We start from the raw sequence: 17,949 nt of genomic DNA on the forward strand, positions 1-17,949 counted from the left end.
CGTATTTGGAGACACCAAGAGCATTGGCAGCGGCAGCACAGCCCATGCCTTGCTCGAAACACTCCACCAGCTGCTCACGCTGATGCTCACTCAGCGAACTTCGTGCTCTCAATGAAAACTACTCCCCACTAGTCGGTAACTGATTTCTCAGTCCAACTAATGGGGAGCAGTTCATTTTGAGAGGTGGCGGGCGTTTGATTTAAAGCTTTAGCGACGCAGACCCAGGCGCTCGATCAGGGAGCGGTAACGGTCAACGTTGTTCTCGGCCAGGTACTTCAGCAGGCCCTTGCGGCGACCAACCAGCAGCAGCAGGCCACGGCGGGAGTGGTGGTCGTGCTTGTGGTACTTCAGGTGCTCGGTCAGCTGACGGATGCGAACGGTCAGCAGTGCAATCTGAGCCTCCGGGGAGCCCGTGTCGGTCTCGTGCAGGCCGAACTCCTTGAGAGTCTCGGTCTTCTGTTCCTTGGACAGTGCCATGGATGAATCTCCTTGATAGTTATTTCAGTCCGCGCGAAAGGTTTAACCAGCGACTACCGCAGACCACAGTCGCTAGACCTGGGGAGTCTAGCACGCCCATGCCCCAGTTCCCAAAACGCTTAGCCCAGCGCCTTGCGGGTTTCGGTTACGTCCTGGCCGATAGCCTCGATCAGCTCGTCTAGCGAGTTGTAGGTTTCCATTCCCCGCAGGTGGTGTACGAACTCCACCGCGATGTCCAGGCCGTATAGGTCGGCATCGTGGTCCAGGATGAAGCTCTCCACGCTGCGTGGCTCGTGGCCGAAGGTGGGGTTGGTACCAACGGAGATCGCGGCCGGCAGCCGCTCGCCCACCGGCATGGTGCCAATGGTCGCCCCGGTGGAGATCCCATGCCCCGGCAGGATCGTCACGTAGCCTGCGTAAACGCCGTCAGCGGGCAGTGCGAACTTCTCGGCGAAGTACAGGTTGGCCGTGGGGAATCCCAGCGCCCTGCCGCCGCGGCCAGCACCGTGGGTTACTTCCCCGGCTACTCGGAAGTGCCGACCCAGCGCCTCGTTCGCGCCGTCCACGTTGCCCTCGGCCAGGGCCCGGCGGATCCACGTAGAGCAGACCACGTGGTCGCCGTCTTCCAGCAGCTCCAGTACGTCCACCCGCATGCCACGCGCCTCGCCCAACTCGCGCAGCGTCTCGGGCGTGCCCGCCGCCTTGTGGCCGAAGGTGAAGTTATCCCCCACCACCACGGCCTTGGCATTCAGCATCTTGACCAGCACCTGGTCCACGTATTCCTCCGGCGACCAGCTGGCGATCTCCTTGGTAAAGGAAACGACCACCACGTGGTCAATGCCGTACTCGTGCGCCAGCTCCGCGCGACGGCGCACGCTCGACAGCAGCGGCGGCACCGCCTCCGGCTTAAAGACGACGGTCGGGTGCGGGTCGAAGGTGAACATCACACTCGGCACGCCCCGTTCGCGCGCCAGCTCCACCGCCCGCTGCAGCAATTCTTGGTGCCCGCGATGCACGCCGTCGAACACGCCGATGGTGACGACGGTGCCGCCGGCTGCCAGGTGCTCGGGAATTCTGTCCAGTCCGTACCAGATACTCACACGTTGCATGCTAGTCGATAGTCTGTGGGTATGAACCAACGCAGTGCCCGTTCCGTCCTGAGCCGCTCCGGGGTCGTCCTCGTGGACAAGCCCTCCGGCCCCACCTCGCACGACATGGTGGCCAAGCTCCGCCGGATCATGGGTACGCGCCGGGTCGGCCATTCGGGCACCCTCGATCCGATGGCCACCGGGCTGCTGGTTGTGGGCGTCGAAAGAGGAACAAAGTTCCTGGCCCACGTCGTCGCGCACGACAAGCGCTACGAGGCCACCGTTCGTTTGGGCTCCGCCACCCACACCGACGATGCACAGGGCGATGTGCTTTCCACCGCCTCTCCCCAAGACCTGCAGGCGCTTACCGAACAGCAGGTCCGCGAGGCTTTCGCCGCACAACGGGGCGACATCATGCAGCGCCCGACCTCGGTTTCCTCCATCAAGATCGACGGCAAGCGCGCCCACGAGCTCGTCCGCGAAGGCCACGACGTTGTGCTGCCCGAGCGCCCCGTCACGATCTTTTCTCTGGAGGTTCTCGATGTTGTTGTGGATGACGCCACCTCGTGCATCGACGCCCGCATTTCCGTGCACTGTTCCAGCGGTACCTACATCCGGGCGATTGCCCGGGACGTCGGCGAGGCTTTGGGTGTGGGCGGACACCTGACACAGCTCCGCCGCACTGCGGTGGGTCCCTTCGATGTCTCCGAAGCACGCACGCTGGAGCAGCTCGAGGAGGATCCGAGCCTGACACTCACCTTGGACGAGGCGATGGTGCGCTGCTTCGAGACCCGCGAGATCAGCGAGTCGGAGGGAGTAGACCTTTCCCTCGGCAAGTGGCTGGAACCCGTCGGCAACCAGGGTGTACGTGCGGCGATCACGCCGTCCGGGCAGGCCATCGCGCTGATCGAGGAGAAAGGCAAGCGCGCTTCCAGCGTGTTCGTCGCCCGCCCGGCGGGAATGGACTAGCGAGCCGGAACGGCCGCGGCGGTGATCACGTATCCGTTGCGGATGGTCCAGCGCCCCTGAATGAACGGCACCGGCACCGGGCGCGCCAACAGGTACGAGGTAAACGTGCCGTCGGGGCGCAGGTCGATGTCGGCCTGGTCGAAGTCCAGGAAGCGGTGCGTCAACGGGAACCACGTCTTGTAGGTGGCTTCCTTAGCGCTGAACAGCACGGTATCCAGCAGCTGCAGGTCCTCGGAGCGCATTGCCTTGTGGATGCGGCGTTGCTCACCCAAGTTGGCGATCGTGTTAAACACGCCTTCCGGCAGCGGGCGAGCCACCTCCACGTCGATGCCGACGGACGCCCAGCGGTCGGTTGGCGCCAACAGTGCCGCACGGAAACCGTCGGTGTGGGTCAAGGATCCGGAGATCCCCTGCGGGAACAGCGGCATCCCGCGCGACCCGCGCAGGATCGGCGGGTGTGCGTCCATGAAGTTCTTCAGAGCCTGGTGCGCACACCAGCGCGAATCGCCGAAGTCGGCCTTACGCCGGTCCACTGCCCCATCCACCAGAGCCTGCTCCTCTGCCGGGAGTGCGTTGAACTGGCTCAGGTCCCCCTGAATGCTGTGCAGCTCTGCACAGGCCGTACCCTGGGGCAGCAATCCGCACGGAATGGTCGGCTGCTGTGCGCCGAAAGTCTCCACGATCGCCAGCTTCCCTGGCGCCGTTGCGAGCGTTCCGTTGTGCCTCATGCTGTCACCTCCTCGACGAGTACTGGGTAGGGCCACAAATTCTTCTCCAAGCGGGGCGGAAGGCTGACCTTCCTCTCCCTCGGGTAACCGAGTGAGACTTCCGCGTGCGTTACATTGCCGAGCGAAAATTCTACCGGAATGTGCAAATGGCCATAAATCACGGCACTCGCCCGGTAGCGCTCTGGCCACTCCTGTGTGTGCCGCGTTCCCGACCACAGGCCGATCTCCTGGTGCCGGACGTTAGCCATTGCCTCCCGCGCCAGCGGCCAGTGGTTCACCAGAATGGTCGGCCCCTCCACAGACGCCAGCCGGCGCACGGAGTAGCGCAGCCGCTCACGGCACCACAGAATCACATCCTCATACGGCGCAATCGCCAGGTCGTCCATCAACACGATGCCTTTGTCGCGGGCTGCCGCCAGCGCTGCAGTGGGCGTCATTGTGGGGTCGCGCCACGAGTGATCGTAGAGAGTAAACAGCGGCACCACAGTGTGCCCCGCGAACATCGGGAAGGGATCCTCCGGGGTGAGCACGCCGAGGCGCTGGGCGACCGCGATCACGGCATCGTACTTCGCCCGGCCGTGGGTGGTATCGCTGGTGCGGCTATAAAGCTCGTGGTTACCGGGCGCGTAGATGACCTGGGCGAAGCGGCTCTGCAGCAGCCCCAGGGTGCGCTCGATGGTGGGCAGGTCCTCTGCAATGTCCCCGGCGATGATGAGCCAGTCGCCCGCGCTAGCAGGCCGGACGTGCTCGCGGACAAGATCCAGATTGCCAGGGGCGCGCACGTGCAGGTCGCTGACGGCCCATAAGGTTCGGGACATCGGGCGCTCCCCTCCCCTCTCGCAATCAGGTCACAACGGTTACCAAGTTTAACACTAGCTAACCCATTTATCACCGGCGAAGCGCCAAGTCACGAAGGCCAGGCGAATCAGGATGAAGCTAAAGAGGCCCCACCAGATGCCAACCAAACCCCAGCCAAAGATCCAGGAAAGCCACACCAGCGGAATAAACCCGGCCAGCACAGAGACAATCGTGGCGGTGCGCAGGAAGGCCGCGTCCGCCGCCCCGAGCAGCACGCCATCCAGGGCGAAAACCACGCCCCCGGCCAGCACCAGGAGCACCAATAGCCACCATGGGCCGCCGATCGTGGCCAGCACGTCGGCATCCGCTGTGAAGATGCGCGGGATGAAGTGGGCTCCCGCAGCCAGCCCCGCCGCGAGCACCAGGCTGGCGCCGACGGAGAAGCGCAGCACGGACACGCCGACCTTGCGGGCCGTCGCAGCCGACCCCGCGCCCAAAGCCGCCCCTACCAGCGCCTGGGCTGCAATGGCTACGGAATCCAGCACCAACGTCAGGAAATTCCACAGCTGCAGCAGCACCTGGTGGGCGGCCAGCGGAGCCGGCCCCATGCGCCCGGCGACCGCTGCCGCAGAAATGAAGGCCACCTGGAAGCTCAGGCTGCGCAGGATCAGGTCCCGCCCCATCACCAGCTGCGACTTAATCACCGGCCAGTTCGGAGCCAGGGACTTTCCGTCCCCCTCCGCGCGCCAGTACAAGACCAGCGCCCCGAGGAAGCAGGCGGCGATGATCACCTCACCCAGCACGTTGGCATACGCCGAGCCGACCAGCCCGTAGCGCCTGACTGCCAGCGGGACTATAACCGCCATAGGAATCACCCCAGCCAAGGTGAACCACAACGGCAGCTTCGTGTTAGACATTCCCCGCAGCCAACCATTGCCCGCCATGGTGCACAGTGCCGGGATGATCGACGCGCACGTCACCCGCATCCACTTCGTGGCCTCGGAGACGACGGTGGCGTCACCAGAAAAGAAGCCCATAATCGCCGGGGCGAAGACGAGAACAACGCCGGCCAACAGCGCACCCACGGCCAGGGCAACCCACGTCGCCTGCACGCCCTCGTAGATCGCATCGGAACGGCGGCCGGCGCCATAGTGCCGCGCGGCGCGGGCAGTCGTGCCATAGGAAAGGAACGTCAGTTGGGTGGTGACGGTACCCAACACCGTCGCGCCCGCAGCCAGCGCGGCCAGATCAGCCGCACCCAGGCGGCCAACGACCGCCGTGTCCAGCAACAGATACAGCGGCGTGGCCGCCAATACAACGAGAGCCGGCCAGGCCAACCCCAAGATAGTGCGGGCATCGGCCTGGCCGGTAGAAGCGTGGGCAGTCACTACGACTTGTACGGATCCTCGTCGCCTGCCGGGCGGGCACCCGCGGACTGCGCACGCAGCGCCTCGTCCTGGGCCTTCGCCCGGGCCAGCAGCTCCTCGAAGTGCGCGGAAGCCTCCGGCACCGTGTCCAAGCTAAAGCTCAACGTCGGAGTGAAACGCACGCTCAGCTGATCGCCGACAATCTTGCGCAACTGTCCCGTAGCCTTAGCCAGCGCTGCCTCCGCTGCATCCGTATCCGGTTCCGCATCCACGGTCTTACCACGCACGGTGTAGAACACCGTCGCGTCGTGGAGGTCGCCGGTAACGCGCGCGTCCGTGATGGTCACGAACTCCAGGCGCGGGTCCTTAATCTGCCGCTCGATGGCCGTGGCAACAATCTGCTGAATACGCTTGGCCATGCGCGCAGCACGCGCGTGATCAACCATTAACTTCTCCTTCTAAAGACCTTGGACACTAAACGGTTTAGGTGCGCGGCACCTCAACCAGCTCGAATACCTCGATGATGTCGTCGACCTGGATGTCAGGGTACGACAGCACCATACCGCACTCGTAGCCTGCGGAGACCTCGGTGACATCGTCCTTCTCGCGGCGCAGCGACTCGATAGTCGCCTTCTCCGCCACGACGTTGCCGTCGCGCACCAGGCGCGCCTGAGCGTTGCGGCGCACCTTGCCGGTCTCCACCTTGCAACCTGCAATAAGGCCTACGGAGGATGCCTTGAAGATCTGGCGGATCTCCGCGGTACCGATCTCCTTCTCCTCGTAGATCGGCTTCAGCATGCCCTTCAGTGCTGCCTCTACCTCCTCGATCGCCTTGTAGATGATCGAGTAGTAGCGGATATCCACGCCCTCGGCGTTGGCCACCTCGGTAGCCTTGCCCTCGGCGCGGACGTTGAAGCCGATAATCACCGCGTCGGAGGCGGCTGCCAGGTTGACGTTGGTCTCCGTCACTGCACCGACGCCACGGTCGATGATGTTCAGATCCACTTCGTCGTCGACCTCGATCTTCAGCAGCGCGTCTTCCAGGGCCTCGACGGTACCGGCGTTGTCGCCCTTCAGAATCAGGTTCAGGGTGTTGGTTTCCTTCAACACCGCGTCCAGATCCTCCAGGGAAACGCGCTTGCGACTGCGTGCAGCCAGCGCGTTGCGGCGACGGGCGTCACGGCGGTCCGCGATCTGGCGCGCAGTGCGATCCTCGTCGACAACCAGCAGGTTATCGCCAGCACCGGACACGCTGGTCAGGCCGAGCACCTGAACCGGGCGGGACGGGCCGGCTTCCTTAACGTCGTTGCCGTGCTCGTCGATCATGCGACGCACGCGGCCGTAAGCGTCACCCACAACGATGGAATCACCGACGCGCAGGGTACCGCGCTGGACGATGATCGTGGCAACCGGACCACGGCCGCGGTCGAGGTGCGCCTCAATGGCCACACCCTGAGCGTCCATATCCGGGTTAGCGCGCAGATCCAGCGACGCATCGGCCGTCAGCAGGACGGACTCCAGCAGCTGGTCGATGTTTGTGCCCTGCTTTGCAGAGATGTCCACGAACATCGTCTCGCCGCCGTACTCCTCCGGAATGAGGCCGTATTCTGTCAGCTGGCCACGGATCTTGTCAGGCTGGGCGCCTTCCTTATCGATCTTGTTCACCGCAACCACGACAGGAATGTCAGCGGCCTTGGCGTGGTTGATTGCCTCCACGGTCTGCGGCATCACGCCGTCGTCCGCAGCGACCACCAGGATCGCGATATCGGTGGACTTTGCACCACGGGCACGCATGGCGGTGAACGCCTCGTGGCCCGGGGTATCCAGGAAGGTGACCAGGCGGTCCTCGCCCTCCATGTTCACGGAGACCTGGTAAGCACCGATGTGCTGGGTGATGCCGCCGGCCTCGCCGGAACCGACGTTGGCCTTGCGGATCGTATCCAGCAAGCGGGTCTTACCGTGGTCAACGTGACCCATGACGGTAACCACCGGCGGACGGTGTGCAAGGTCCTCGTCCTCGCCCTCGTCCTCGCCGAACTGCAGGTCGAAGGATTCCAGTAGCTCGCGGTCCTCGTCCTCTGGGGAGACAACCTCGACCTTGTAATCCATTTCCTCGCCGAGCAGCATCAGGGTTTCGTCGGAGACCGACTGGGTTGCGGTCACCATCTCGCCCAGGTTGAACAGTGCCTGGACCAGTGCTGCTGCATCCGCATCAATCTTCTCGGCGAAGTCCATCAGGGATGCACCACGAGCAAGGCGAATCTTCGCGCCCTTGCCGTTAGGCAGCTTCACGCCGCCAACGACGCTTGGCGCCTGCATTGCCTCGTACTCGTTGCGCTTCTGACGCTTCGACTTGCGCCCCTTACGCGGTGCGCCACCCGGACGGCCGAATGCACCTGCGGTGCCGCCGCGACGCCCACCGCGTCCACCGCGCGGGCCTCCCGGACCACCGGGGCCACCGGGACCGCCGTGACGTCCACCGCGACCGCGGCCGCCACCGAAGTTGTCGGACTTCGACGGCATCTGAGCCGGGTTCGGGTGGCTCGGCATCATAGCCGGCGACGGACGACGGCCGCCGCCCTGCTTAGCTCCTGGCTTCGGGCCAGACTTCTTGGCGCCACCCGGGCGGTTGCCCGGACGCGGCATGTCGCCCGGACCAGCCTGCCCACCGCGCGGACGCGGTGCAGGACGCTCGGCCGGAGCGCCAGAGGAGAACGGGTTGTTGGCCACACGCGGGGCGCGACCGCCCGGCTTCGGACCCGGCTTGGCGCCCGGCTTCGGACCTGGCTTGGCTCCCGGCTTTGGCCCCGGCTTAGCACTACCAGGCTTCGGACCCGGCTTTGCACCGCCCGGCTTCGGGCCTGGCTTAGCGCCCGGCTTCGGTGCTGGCTTCTCGCCTGGCTTCACAGAGGAGGTAGGACGGGTGCCAGCGCCCGCGACCGGGTTGGTGTTCTTCACTGGCTGGGGACCCGGCTTGGGGCCGGGCTTCGGACCCGGCTTCGCGGCAGCCTTCGGAGCTGCCTTGGCGGCAGGCTTCGGCCCCGGCGTCGTTGCGGGCTTCGGGGTAGCTGCACCCTCCTTGGCAGACTCTTCACCCACCCCGTAGTACTTCTTCATCTTCTTTACGACGGGCGGCTGCACCGTCGAAGAAGCGGTCTTAACGAACTCGCCTTGTTCCTTCAGGGTGGCGAGCAACTCCTTGCTCGTCACTCCGAGTTCCTTGGCCAACTCGTGTACGCGTAGCTTTCCGGCCACTACTCTCCTTCATGTTTGCGGAGCCGTAGTGCGCTCTAGCGTGCAGGTGCGCCTGCAGCCGGGCTACTTACGACTCCCGTACTTGTAGATACTCATCGCTGATGCTGCTTCATCGCGTGCTCATCAGGGCTGGTTGTTCTTCATGTCGACGTAACTTCCTCGTCTTTACTTGTCACTGTCACTGGCAGTGTGACGATGTATTCACGTACAGGGTCTGCATCCACATTGGCGGATACCCTCAACGCACGGCCAAAGGCCCTGCGTTTCACGGCGATTTCCCATGCCTCCACTGTGGGGGTGATCCACGCGCCTCGCCCGGGAAGTTTCCGACCCGGATCGGGGACAACCTGAAGTTCACCCTCGGCATCTTCCGCACGTTTCTGCACAACGCAACGCAACAGCCGATCTATTCCCATCACCTGCTTCGTTGCAATGCACGTCCTTAGCGGAATGTGCTTGCTTGTGGGACACTCATGGAATACCACCAGTCCAGTGTATCGCGCCGACCCCCGAAACAGTTAACTGGGCGTGTCCTCCGCTGCGGCGTCCGTCTCCGAGCGAATGTCGATCTTCCACCCGGTCAGGCGCGCGGCCAGTCGGGCATTTTGCCCCTCGCGGCCGATGGCGAGGCTCAGTTGATAGTCCGGCACGACGGCGCGAGCGATCTGCATCTCCGGGTCAGTAACTTTCACACTGACGACCTTCGACGGCGACAGCGCATTGCCGACGAACGTCGCTGGATCGTCGGAGTAGTCGATGATGTCGATCTTCTCCCCGCCCAGCTCCTGCATAATGTTAGACACTCGCTGGCCGCGCGGCCCGATGCAGGCTCCCTTGGCGTTCAGCCCCTTGACGGTCGAGCGCACGGCAATCTTGGTGCGGTGTCCCGCCTCACGCGCCACGGAGACGATCTCCACGGAACCATCGGCGACCTCCGGAACCTCCAGGGCAAACAGTCCCTTAACCAGCTCCGGGTGCGTGCGAGACAGGTTGATCTGCACCATCCGGTTGGCGTTGTTGATCACGTCCGTGACGAAGGCCTTCACGCGCATCCCGTGCTCCAGCTCTTCACCTGGGATGTGCTCGGCGGGCAGGATCTGCCCGTCTTGGCCGTTCGCCTCGGTACCCAGGTGCACGATCGTCACACCGCGCTCGTTGGCGCGGGCATCGGCGGAAACCACGCCGGAGACCACGCGGTAACGTAGCTCGGCGTACTCGTCGTAGCGGTTCTGCACACGGGCGGAGTTGATGCGGTAACGGATGGCTTCACGTACGGCCAGCGCACCATCGCGTCCAAAATTTTTTGGAGTGTCGTCGATGCGTCCGGTGACGTTCCCCTCTTCGTCCTTTTCCACCTGGTAGATGGTCACTTCGCCGCTGATCGGGTCGATATCCACATCGACCGGCCCGGTGAACTGACTGTTCGCCCGGTATGCCTCGCGCAGCCCCCGCTTAACCCCCTCCAGCAGATCGTCGAAATCCACCGACTCCTGCTTTTCGACTGCGCGCAGTGCGGCCATATCAATATTCACTTGTTACTCCTAGTTTTCCGCGGGACTATCCTGCTGATCTTCTGCATCGGGCAACCCGTAGGCGTCAATAGCCAATCCGACAAGATCTGCCTCGGCGGCGGGCGCCTGTGAGAATTCCACTTCTACCACCGCACCAGCTACATCTGCGAATCGCACACGGCGCACGCTGGGCTGTTTCTTGCCCGGTGTGATCAAAACGACATCGTCGCCGTCTACTTGCGCGATGCGCTCCACTCCGTCGGCCAGTCGAACGAGGCGCCCGATGTTGCGCACCCAGTGACGTTGCTCCACGAGAGGGAAATCGACGCCAGGAGTCGTCAACTCCAGGGTGTATCCGGCTCCGAAGCTCATCTCCCCCGCTGCCTCGGCGTCATCCAAATGCTTGGAAACCTCGCGACTCAGTTCTTCCAACTGGTCCAGGTCCGGGCGCTCGGCGCGGGGGTCGGCGGTATCTACTGCGATCCTAATGGCGGACTTCGCTCCGGCTTTCGTGATCTTGATGTCCTCGATCACTAGCCCGAACTCTTTTACCAATCCGCGCAGCGAGTCTTCGAGCTGCTCCTTGTTTGGAAATGCCATGACCATGCAGTCTAGCAGCAGCGGACTTCTAGTAGACTCCTAGTCTTGATGAATATGACCAGCTCTCGCCCCCTCCTCACTCGCCGCCGCTTCCTGGGTGCCGGCACGCTTTTTGGCGCCGGCCTGGCGATATCCGCCTGCGAGTTCGGCGAGGAGCCCCAAGCAAACGAGCAGCTCATCGAGCTCGCCACTGCATTGCGTAGCGCCCAGAAAAATTTTGAGGCCAAGCGGGCGAAGAAATGGTCCGAGCTCCTCGGCAAGCAATACGATCTGGTCACGGAGGAAACTCTGCGCCAGTGTGGCACCGATAGCGAGGGCAACGCACCTGAGGGCTGCGCAGAAAGAGTTTCCGAAACCAAGAATGCGCCCAGGAAGGCTGTGTCCCTAGACAAGTCCTACACTCGCTCCCTCACGGGCGGGCTGGGCGCGCAGGCCTCCCTCATCGCCGGACTTTTCGCCGCATACAAGGCGGCCGGCGACAACGAACGCCCCGATCACCCCGCCGAAGTCAAAGCGGAGATCATCGAGGGCTTTTCTAATCCGGATGTCGATGTGGCAGCGGAGTTTCGTACTTTGTTGACGCTGACTTACGGCGCGATCTACGCCTCGGGCGTCGCGCTGGCCAAGAGCCCAGAGGACAAGGCTCGCTCGCGGATCCAATCCCTGGCCGATCAGCTGCGCGTGCTGCGCGACCTGACGACTGAGGTCTTGGAGGAGCTGGGCTCGGAGGTTCCCGCCCCCGAGCCCGGCTACACCCAGGGCAAAGCCGACGAGAAGTCGGATGCTGTGGAGTACTTCCGCCCCGCTGTGCAGCCCATCACCACCCAGCTTCGGCGCATCACGGAGCTGGCCACTAACGAGCAGGCCGTCGTCTACGCCGCCGACTGGGTAGCAGCCAACGCCTGGGGCGAAGCCGCCCTGGAGCGGCTCCAGGGTAAGGATCCTAAGGACGTACCTCTTCGCGGAGAGCCCGCTTAGCCTCCGGCAGCGCATTCGCGTAGTCGACCTCGTAGGTCTCGCCAGTCAGGCGGTTGCGCAGCTCCACCTTGCCGTCGGCGAACCCACGGCCAACCACGACCACCAGGGGCATGCCCAGCAGCTCGGAATCCTTGAACTTCACGCCCGGGGAAACCTTCGGGCGGTCGTCGAAGAGGACCTCCAGGCCGTCGTTGGACAGCGTTTCGACCAGTTCCGCTGCTGCTTCGCCCGCGGCTGCGTCCTTGTTGGCGATTACCACGTGCACGTCGAAGGGCGCGACGGACGCGGGCCAGCGCAGCCCGGAATCGTCCAGCATCTGCTCGGCAATCACGCCCACCAGACGGGAAACGCCCACGCCGTAGGAACCCATCGTCGGCACGGAGCGCTTACCGGACTCGTCCAGGATCTTCACGTCGAAGGCCTCGGTGTACTTGCGGCCCAGCTGGAAGATGTGGCCGATCTCGATGCCGCGAGCCAGCGTCAGAGTGCCCTTGCCGTCCGGAGACGGGTCGCCCTCCAGCACCTCGGCGGCCTCCACGAACCCGTCCGGGGTGAAGTCGCGGCCTGCAACCAGGCCCACGACGTGGCGATTCTTCGCGTCCGCGCCGGTAATCCAGGAGGTGCCTTCCACCACACGCGGGTCGGCCAGCACGCGCACTCCGTTGTCTGCCAACCCCTTGGGGCCTACGTACCCCTTGACCAGGAACGGGTTCTTCTTAAAGTCCGCCTCATCGGCGAGCTCCACCTGCGCGGGCTCCATGGACGCCTCGAGGCGCTTCATGTCCACCTCGCGATTGCCCGGAACCAGCACGCCGGCCAGGGACTCGCCGCGCGGCTTGCCTTCCTCGTCCAGCGTCGGGTCGTTGACCTTGATCACGATGCACTTCAGCGTGTCCGCTGCCTCCACGGAACGGCCGTCGATGGTGATGCCTTCGTTGTTGGCCCACTCCACCAGCGCCTCGATGGTCTCGCTGTCCGGGGTCTCGTACTCCTTGGCCTCCGGCTGGCCCTCGATCGGCTGAGCCGGCGGGACCTGCGTCACTACCGCCTCGACGTTCGCTGCGTAGTCGCTCTCTGTGGAGCGCACGAAGGTGTCCTCGCCGGTGTCGGCCTCAGCCAGGAACTCCTCGGATGCCGAGCCACCCATAGCGCCAGAGGTCGCAGAACAGATCGCGTACTTGATGCCCAGGCGGTCAAAGATGTTCTGATAGGCCCTGCGGTGCAGCTGGTAGGACTCCTCCAGCCCCTCGTCGTCCATATTAAAGGAGTAGGAATCCTTCATGATGAACTCGCGGCCGCGCAGGATGCCGGCGCGCGGGCGTTCCTCGTCGCGATACTTCGTCTGCACCTGGTACAGGATTACGGGGAAGTCCTTGTAGGAGTTGTATTCGGACTTCACAACCGAAGTGAACATCTCCTCGTGGGTCGGCCCCAGCAGGTAGTCCGCGTCCTTGCGGTCCTTCAGGCGGAACAGCGCGTCACCGTACTCGACCCAGCGGCCGGTCGTCTCATAGGGCTCGCGCGGCAGCAGCGCGGGGAAGGAAATCTCCTGCGCGCCGATGGCGTTCATCTCCTCGCGTACGACCTTTTCGACGTTGCGCAGCACGCGCAGGCCAAGCGGCAGCCACGAGTACACGCCGGGGGCAACGCGGCGGATGTATCCCGCACGTACCAGCAGCTTGTGGCTGGGCACCTCTGCGTCTGCGGGGTCGTCACGCAGGGTGCGCAAGAATAGTTGTGACATCCGAGTAATCATGAGTCATGACTTTACCTTTTCCCCCTTTGACTTGTGTCGTTCGGTAGGGGTTTTAGCTAGTCTGTGGGAATGCTGATCGTGCTTCCCCCGTCCGAAACCAAGGCTCCCGGTGGCTCGCTGCCCGCCGGGGAACCGTTGCACTTCCCGGAACTCGACCCGATCCGCGAGGAGCTCACCCGCGATCTGGTCGCCCTGTGCACCGAAGATCCGGAGGCCGCCATGCAGGTCCTGGGTCTTTCCGAGAAGCTGCGCGGCGAGGTCGAGGCCAATCAGGTCCTGCGCACCGCCCCGACAATGCCAGCCCTGCGCCGTTACACGGGCGTGCTCTACGATGCGCTCGATGTCACTTCTCTTGCTGACGCCACCACGTCTCACCTAGCCATCGGTTCAGCTCTGTATGGCCTGGTCATGGGCGGGGATCCGATCCCCCACTACCGGCTTTCGGGCGGCACCAAGCTCACCCCCGGAACCACCATGAAGAAGCGCTGGGGTTCCGCCATCACCGAAGCACTGCAACAAGCAGAACAGGAGCACGGCCTGGTGGTGGACTTGCGTTCCGGGGCATACCAGCAGCTCGGCAAGCTGAAGACTGCGGTAACTGTGCGGGTTGAATCCGTGCGGCCCGATGGCAGTCGCAAGGTCGTCAGCCACTTCAACAAGCATTACAAGGGCTTGCTTGCCCGCGCGCTGGCTCAGGATCCCAACGGCACCAATGCCGCCGAAGTTGCCGATATCGCGCGCGCGGCCGGTTTCACCGTGGAGCAAGACTCCACGGAACTCACTCTCGTCGTCTAGAGGCCCGCAACCTCGCCGATCACGTACACCGCCGGCGAGCCGATCGCGTTGGATTCAAAGGTTTCGGCCAGAGTGGCCAGAGTACAGCGGAATCCTCGCTGCTGGTCAGTGGTGCCCTCCTGAATCACGGCAGCCGGCGTGTCTGCGGCCAATCCCCCAGCCTGCAGCTCCGCGGCGATCGCGCCGACGTTCCGCACACCCATGATCACGCACAGTGTGGCCCCCGAGGCCGCCAGCGCGCGCCAGTCCACCAGGCTGCTCGAATGATCCGGCGCTACGTGGCCAGAGACTACGGTAAACGCATGCACCACACCCCGCTGGGTCACAGGTACGCCTATGGCCGCGGGCACGCTTACGGCACTAGTGACGCCCGGGATCACCTCGCAAGCCACGCCCGCTGCAGCGCAGGCCTGCACCTCCTCGAAGCCGCGCCCGAACACGAACGGGTCCCCGCCCTTGAGCCGGGCAACGGTCTTTCCTGCCCGAGCGTGCTCCACCAGCAGCTCGTTGGTCTTTTCCTGGCTGACCTGCCTGGAGTATGGCAGCTTAGCCACGTCGATAACTTCCTTGGTCTCCACGTCGCACAGCTTGTCCAACTCGCTAGCGGGGCCCAGGTGGTCGGTCAGGATCACGTCGGCCGCCTGCAACGCGCGCATTCCACGCACCGTAATCAGGTCCCATGCCCCCGGCCCGCCGCCGATCAGCACCACTTTCCCTGTGTCACTCATGGCAATTCAGCCTACCCCTACAATGGGCAGCACTATGAATACGTTCGCCGAACAGTTCCCGGAACTCGCTCTCCCCTGCACCGGGGAGGCCTTCCCAGAACCGCAAATTCTCGTGCTCAACGAGTCCCTCGCCGCCGAGCTTGGCCTGGATCCGCAGTGGCTTCGCAGCCCTGAGGGAATCGCCTTCCTCACCGGCCAGAACGGAGGCCATGCACTCGGCTACGCCGGCCACCAATTCGGCCAATTCAACCCACGCATGGGCGACGGCCGCGCACTGTTGCTATCCGAGCACACGGATCCCCAGGGCAAGGTATGGGACATCCACGCCAAGGGCTCTGGTCGTACCCCCTTTTCCCGTCAAGGCGACGGTCATTATCCCCTTGATTCCGCCCTCAAAGAGTACGCCTTCGCCGAGTCCCTTCACGCCCTGGGCATCCCCACCGCCCGCTCGCTGGCGGTCCTTTCCACCGGTCGAACCGTGCGGCGAAACCACTTCCACCCGGGCGCGGTTGGTGTGCGCGTCGCCAGTTCCCATATTCGCATCGGCACCTTCCAATACGCCGCGCTTATGGGCCCGCAGGTCACCGAACGCCTCGTCGACTACACCCTCGCCCGCCACTTTCCGGAAGGCACGTCGCCGCTCGATCTTTTTGACGCCACCGTCTCCCGCCAAGCCGAACTCGTCGCCAGCTGGATGCGCTTCGGCTTTATCCACGGGGTGATGAACACCGACAACATCGCGATTTCCGGGGAGACCATCGACTTCGGCCCGTGCGCCTTCATGGATTACTTCGCCACCAACACGGTGTACAGCTCCATCGACACCCGTGGCCGCTATGCATACGCTCAGCAGCCCGCGATTATGATGTGGAACCTCGCGCGCCTAGCTGAGGCACTCGTGCCGCTGGTGGATGAGGGCGTCAAAAAATTTACAGAGCGCTTGCAGCACTTCCAGCCGCAATATGCCGCGGCGTGGGACGAACAGATGACCGCCGCGCTGGGAGCCTCGGAATGCGCCGAGCAGCTGCTTGACCTGCTGCAGGTCGCGGCTCCCGACTACAGCGCGCTGCTGGCGAACTTGATCCCTGGCAAGATCCCCCAGGGCTTAGAAACCACCCCCGGTGCCGCCGAGTGGACCGAGCGCTGGACGGCGCAGGACCCCCACCCGCGCAACCCCATCTACCTACCGCGCAACCATGGCATGCAGGTCGCGCTCGAGCAGGCCGAGGCTGGTGACTTTAGCCGCTACAAGCTAGCTCTGGAGGCGCTTCGCAGTCCCTTCGAATGGGACGACAAATACAAAAAACTCGGCCTCCATGCGGCGGTGCCGCGCGAGGAAGCCGAGTTTACGACCTACTGCGGTACTTAGACCAACTTCAGGGCCTTTTGAGAGCGATCCCACTGCTCGTTGAACAGGTTGGCATCCTTGGACAGGCGGGTGCCGTAGGAAGGAATCATCTCCCGCAGCTTCGGTGCCCAGTCGGCGATGCGGTTGCCGAAGCAGCGCTCCACTACCTCCAGCATTGCGGACGGAGCGATAGAAGCACCCGGGGAAGCACCCATCAGGCCGGCGATGGTGCCGTCGTTGGAGTTGATCAGCGCGGTGCCGAACTCCAGGGAGCCGAACTTCGGCGCGCCGATCGGCTTGATGACCTGCACGCGCTGGCCGGCGGTGACCAGCTCCCAATCCTCGGCACGTGCCTCCGGCATGTACTCGCGCAGGGATTCCACGCGGGCTGCCTGGTCCTTCAGCACCTCCTCGATCAGGTACTTGGTCAGGCCCATCTCCTGCACGCCCACGCCCAGGTAGGACGGGAGGTTGCCCACGCGCAGGGACTTGAACAGATCCAGGTAGCTGCCCTTCTTCAGGAACTTCGGAGTCCAGCCTGCGTACGGACCGAACAGCAGGCCCTTCTTGCCGTCGATCACGCGGGTGTCCAGGTGCGGAACGGACATCGGCGGAGCGCCGACGGAAGCCTTACCGTAGACCTTGGCCTGGTGCTGCTCCACCAACTCCGGGTTGGTGCAGCGCAGCCACTGGCCAGATACGGGGAAGCCGCCGTAGCCCTTGATCTCCGGGATGCCGGCCTTCTGCAGCAACGGCAGCGCCATACCGCCGGCGCCGACGAAGACGAAGTTCGCGGTGATCACGGAGGTGTCGCCGGTGTGCAGGTTCTTGGTGGTGACCTTCCACTTGGAACCGTCGCGGTTGATGTTCTTGACCTCGTTGCCGTAGCGAACCTCCACGCCCTGAGCCGTGACGGCGTCCAAGTACTGGCGGGTCAGCGCACCGTAGTTAATGTCGGTGCCGGCGTCGAACCAGGAGATCGCAACCGGGTTGTTGAAGTCACGGCCACGGGCCATCAGCGGCAGGAACTCGGCGAACTTCTCGTCAGAGTCGCTGTACTGCATGTTCGGGAACAGCGGGTGATCCTTCAGCGCCTCGTAGCGAGCCTTCAGGTAGTCCACCTGATCCATGCCCTGCGCGAAGGAGACGTGCGGAACCTTGTTGATGAACTCGGACGGGTCGCCCAGCACGTTCTGCTCGACCAGGTAGCTCCAGAACTGGCGGGAGACCTGGAACTTCTCGTTCACACCGACGGCCTTGGAAATGTCGATCTTGCCGTTGACCTCGGGGGTGTAGTTCAGCTCGCACAGCGCGGAGTGGCCGGTACCAGCGTTGTTCCACGGGTCGGAGGATTCCGCACCAGGGGTGTCCAGACGCTCGATGATCACCTGGCTCCAGTCCGGCTGCAGCTGCTTCAGCATGACGGACAGGGTGGTGGAGATAACACCCGCACCAATTAGTGCGACGTCCACAGAATCTTTATGTGCCACTATCTATTCATTCCTTCAAAGGCGAAAAAGTCAGACCGTTATTGTGTCATATTTACTCTAC

General features: G+C 63.8%; 17 protein-coding genes. 4 read left to right on the forward strand and 13 right to left on the reverse strand.

What is annotated here, in order from left to right; all coding sequences use genetic code 11:
* Positions 1-207: 207 nt before the first annotated feature.
* Both rpsO and JQ46_RS05940 read right to left on the reverse strand, forming a co-directional pair.
* Entirely contained in the window at positions 208-477 is a 270-nt protein-coding gene (gene rpsO / locus JQ46_RS05935) for a 30S ribosomal protein S15 (protein ID WP_005295163.1), read from the reverse strand.
* Between the two features lie 119 nt (positions 478-596).
* Positions 597-1,577: a bifunctional riboflavin kinase/FAD synthetase gene (locus JQ46_RS05940; protein ID WP_192817248.1), complete on the reverse strand. Its 981-nt coding sequence runs from the start codon at positions 1,575-1,577 to the stop codon at positions 597-599.
* Between the two features lie 30 nt (positions 1,578-1,607).
* Here JQ46_RS05940 and truB point away from each other — a divergent pair, with 30 nt between their 5' ends.
* The gene (gene truB, locus JQ46_RS05945) at positions 1,608-2,534 is read left to right on the forward strand and encodes a tRNA pseudouridine(55) synthase TruB (RefSeq protein WP_034986320.1); all 927 of its coding nucleotides are present in this window, start codon (positions 1,608-1,610) and stop codon (positions 2,532-2,534) included.
* Here truB and JQ46_RS05950 read toward each other — a convergent pair.
* The 8 genes from JQ46_RS05950 to rimP all read right to left on the reverse strand — a co-directional run bounded on the left by JQ46_RS05950 (position 2,531) and on the right by rimP (position 10,799).
* Positions 2,531-3,262 carry a 4'-phosphopantetheinyl transferase family protein gene (locus JQ46_RS05950; protein ID WP_034986321.1) on the reverse strand — a complete coding sequence of 244 codons (732 nt, stop codon included), beginning with the start codon at positions 3,260-3,262 and terminating at the stop codon, positions 2,531-2,533. The two genes, truB and JQ46_RS05950, sit on opposite strands and share 4 nt — an antisense overlap.
* Positions 3,259-4,080, reverse strand: coding sequence for a metallophosphoesterase family protein (locus JQ46_RS05955; protein ID WP_034986322.1), 822 nt, complete (start codon positions 4,078-4,080; stop codon positions 3,259-3,261). Before JQ46_RS05955 ends, JQ46_RS05950 begins: the two co-directional genes overlap by 4 nt.
* Before the next feature lie 54 nt (positions 4,081-4,134).
* Positions 4,135-5,448 (reverse strand): MATE family efflux transporter, encoded by a 1,314-nt coding sequence (locus JQ46_RS05960; protein WP_034986323.1) that lies wholly within the window; start codon positions 5,446-5,448, stop codon positions 4,135-4,137.
* The gene (rbfA, locus tag JQ46_RS05965) at positions 5,448-5,873 is read right to left on the reverse strand and encodes a 30S ribosome-binding factor RbfA (RefSeq protein ID WP_034986324.1); all 426 of its coding nucleotides are present in this window, start codon (positions 5,871-5,873) and stop codon (positions 5,448-5,450) included. The genes JQ46_RS05960 and rbfA overlap by 1 nt, the downstream gene beginning before the upstream one ends.
* A gap of 37 nt (positions 5,874-5,910) precedes the next feature.
* On the reverse strand, positions 5,911-8,682 hold the full coding sequence (infB, locus tag JQ46_RS05970) for a translation initiation factor IF-2 (RefSeq protein ID WP_034986325.1): 2,772 nt from the start codon (positions 8,680-8,682) through the stop codon (positions 5,911-5,913).
* 140 nt (positions 8,683-8,822) lie between these two features.
* Positions 8,823-9,167 (reverse strand): YlxR family protein, encoded by a 345-nt coding sequence (locus JQ46_RS11040; RefSeq protein ID WP_080719508.1) that lies wholly within the window; start codon positions 9,165-9,167, stop codon positions 8,823-8,825.
* A 33-nt stretch (positions 9,168-9,200) separates the two neighbouring features.
* Positions 9,201-10,214: a transcription termination factor NusA gene (nusA, locus tag JQ46_RS05975; RefSeq protein ID WP_034986326.1), complete on the reverse strand. Its 1,014-nt coding sequence runs from the start codon at positions 10,212-10,214 to the stop codon at positions 9,201-9,203.
* Positions 10,215-10,223: 9 nt separating this feature from the next.
* Positions 10,224-10,799, reverse strand: coding sequence for a ribosome maturation factor RimP (rimP, locus tag JQ46_RS05980; protein WP_034986327.1), 576 nt, complete (start codon positions 10,797-10,799; stop codon positions 10,224-10,226).
* Positions 10,800-10,847: 48 nt separating this feature from the next.
* Here rimP and JQ46_RS05985 point away from each other — a divergent pair, with 48 nt between their 5' ends.
* Positions 10,848-11,771 (forward strand): ferritin-like domain-containing protein, encoded by a 924-nt coding sequence (locus JQ46_RS05985; RefSeq protein ID WP_237744746.1) that lies wholly within the window; start codon positions 10,848-10,850, stop codon positions 11,769-11,771.
* On the opposite strand, the gene JQ46_RS05990 is transcribed toward JQ46_RS05985, so the two are convergent.
* Positions 11,737-13,527 (reverse strand): proline--tRNA ligase, encoded by a 1,791-nt coding sequence (locus tag JQ46_RS05990; protein WP_034986329.1) that lies wholly within the window; start codon positions 13,525-13,527, stop codon positions 11,737-11,739. The genes JQ46_RS05985 and JQ46_RS05990 overlap by 35 nt on opposite strands.
* 69 nt (positions 13,528-13,596) lie before the next feature.
* On the opposite strand from JQ46_RS05990, the gene yaaA reads away from it, so the two are divergent.
* Positions 13,597-14,322, forward strand: a complete 726-nt coding sequence (gene yaaA, locus JQ46_RS05995) for a peroxide stress protein YaaA (protein ID WP_034986330.1) — start codon at positions 13,597-13,599, stop codon at positions 14,320-14,322.
* On the opposite strand, the gene cobA is transcribed toward yaaA, so the two are convergent.
* Positions 14,319-15,050, reverse strand: a complete 732-nt coding sequence (cobA, locus tag JQ46_RS06000) for a uroporphyrinogen-III C-methyltransferase (RefSeq protein WP_005295208.1) — start codon at positions 15,048-15,050, stop codon at positions 14,319-14,321. The genes yaaA and cobA overlap by 4 nt on opposite strands.
* On the opposite strand from cobA, the gene JQ46_RS06005 reads away from it, so the two are divergent.
* Positions 15,049-16,419, forward strand: a complete 1,371-nt coding sequence (locus JQ46_RS06005) for a protein adenylyltransferase SelO family protein (RefSeq protein ID WP_034986331.1) — start codon at positions 15,049-15,051, stop codon at positions 16,417-16,419. The genes cobA and JQ46_RS06005 overlap by 2 nt on opposite strands.
* Here JQ46_RS06005 and mqo read toward each other — a convergent pair.
* Positions 16,416-17,888 (reverse strand): malate dehydrogenase (quinone), encoded by a 1,473-nt coding sequence (gene mqo / locus JQ46_RS06010; protein ID WP_080719509.1) that lies wholly within the window; start codon positions 17,886-17,888, stop codon positions 16,416-16,418. The two genes, JQ46_RS06005 and mqo, sit on opposite strands and share 4 nt — an antisense overlap.
* Positions 17,889-17,949 lie beyond the last annotated feature (61 nt).

Origin of the sequence: Corynebacterium jeikeium (assembly GCF_000738175.1) — a bacterium.
Lineage (GTDB): Bacteria > Actinomycetota > Actinomycetes > Mycobacteriales > Mycobacteriaceae > Corynebacterium > Corynebacterium jeikeium_C.